Below are 1714 nucleotides of genomic sequence, written 5' to 3'. Positions count from 1 at the left end.
CATTGGTGCAGCTTCCGGGATTCGGTGCTGACGCGGTTTCAGATCCTTCGGCCTGCAAGCGATTGCGCAGACGCTGCTTACGGTCTGGCCGGCCTGAATAGAAACTAGGATGCCGCGTTGCGCTCCTCAGGCCGCCTTCCGCAGTTCCACCGTGTAGCCGAGCTTCTCCAGACGCCGCTGCAGGCGCCGAGCTGCGCGCTCGCCGTCGTGACGGTCGAAGTAGTCCGCTCCCAGATCCTGATAGTCGACGTCGTTCTGGATCATGTGGTAGATCGCACGCAGCATCGTGGCGGCCACCGCTAGGATCGCCTTCTGCTTTCCGCGCCGGGTCTTGATGCGGTGGTATCGCGCGCACAGGTAGCTGTCGCGCTTCTTCACCGCCGCCCACGCGCACTGCGTCATCTTGGCCTTGAGCCACCGCTGCCGCTTCGTCTTCGCCGGCTTCTTCTTCCCTCCGCTTTCCTTCAGCCCCGGCGCGACCCCGCTCCACGCCACCAGGTGATCGGCCGTGGGGAAGACGCTCATGTCTACCCCGATCTCCGCCACGATCGCCGCGGCCGCGTCCTCCTTCACCCCCGGCATGGTGATCAGGTGCGCCACGACGCGGCGAAAGGGCTCGAGCTGCTCCTCGATCCTGCTCTCCAGCGAGGCGATGAGTTCGTCAAGCCCGTCGATGTGCCGCAGGTGCATCAAGATCATGAAGCGGTGGTGATTGGTCACGCAGCCTTCCAGCGCGCGCGTGAGTTCCTGCTCCGAGGCCTTCACGCGCCGGTCCGCCAGCTTCGCCATCACCCGCGCGTCCGTCGCGCCGTTGGCCAGCGCCAGGAGCATCTTCCGCCCGCTCACCCCGGTGATGTCCGACAGCACGCTCGCCAGCTTGATGTTGGCATCCTCCAGCACCTTCTGGATGCGCTGCACCTCGCGCCCGCGCTCGTGCATCCACTGCGTGCGGGTACGCGTCAGATCACGCAGCGTCTGGATCTCCTCCGGCGGCACAAAGCTCGGACGGATCAGCCCGTGCGCCAGCAACTCGGCGATCCACTCGGCATCGCTCTCGTCGCTCTTGCGCGCCGATACGTTCTTCATCGCCTTCGCGTTGCCCAGGATCTGCACGAACGACCCCGACAGGATGTGCCACACCGGCTTCCAGTACACTCCGGTCGATTCCATCGCCACGTGCGTGACCTCCAGTCTGAGCAGCCAGTCCAGCAGCCGCAGCAGCTCGCGCGTGCTGGTCCCGAACCGGGACGAACGGCGCTCGACGTGGTCCCCCTTGGCGAGCCGTGCGCAAGCAACCACCAGGTCCTTGTGCACGTCCAGCCCGGCACAACGCGGATGGATGACTTCCATTCTTCACCTCCAGTCGGAAGGTCCCGTGGTGCCGGCGTGGAGTCCCCGATCTGGAAATCTGAATGTCGCGCTCGCGAGGGGCCTTGCGGCCCGGCAGCAATCCGTGGTGCTCTCAGGACTCCGGGTCTGACTCAGGAACGGGCTCGCTCGCACCAATGCCGTTACCGACCTCGCTGCCGACACCACGCTCCAATTTACGCTCCCGCACCCGTTTCATCCTCCGTGGTCGCGCGCAGCGCGGTGACAACTCAGGATGACGTCGGGGCGGGCGGCACGGATACACAAACTGAATTCACGGATTCGGTATAACAGGGGATTTCAGCCGCCGCCGATCGTGGGAGTGCCCTCGCGGTCCGGGGTGACG

At 65.5% G+C, this 1714-nt stretch carries 1 protein-coding gene; it reads right to left on the bottom strand.

Annotation, left to right across the window (positions count from 1 at the left end; all coding sequences use genetic code 11):
* Window positions 1-126: 126 nt before the first annotated feature.
* Entirely contained in the window at window positions 127-1350 is a 1224-nt protein-coding gene (locus VF584_23085; GenBank protein ID HEX8213079.1) for an IS110 family transposase, read from the bottom strand.
* Window positions 1351-1714: the final 364 nt, after the last annotated feature.

Origin of the sequence: Longimicrobium sp., assembly GCA_036389135.1 — a bacterium.
Lineage (GTDB): Bacteria > Gemmatimonadota > Gemmatimonadetes > Longimicrobiales > Longimicrobiaceae > Longimicrobium.
This window is presented reverse-complemented; position numbering and strand designations above follow the sequence as displayed.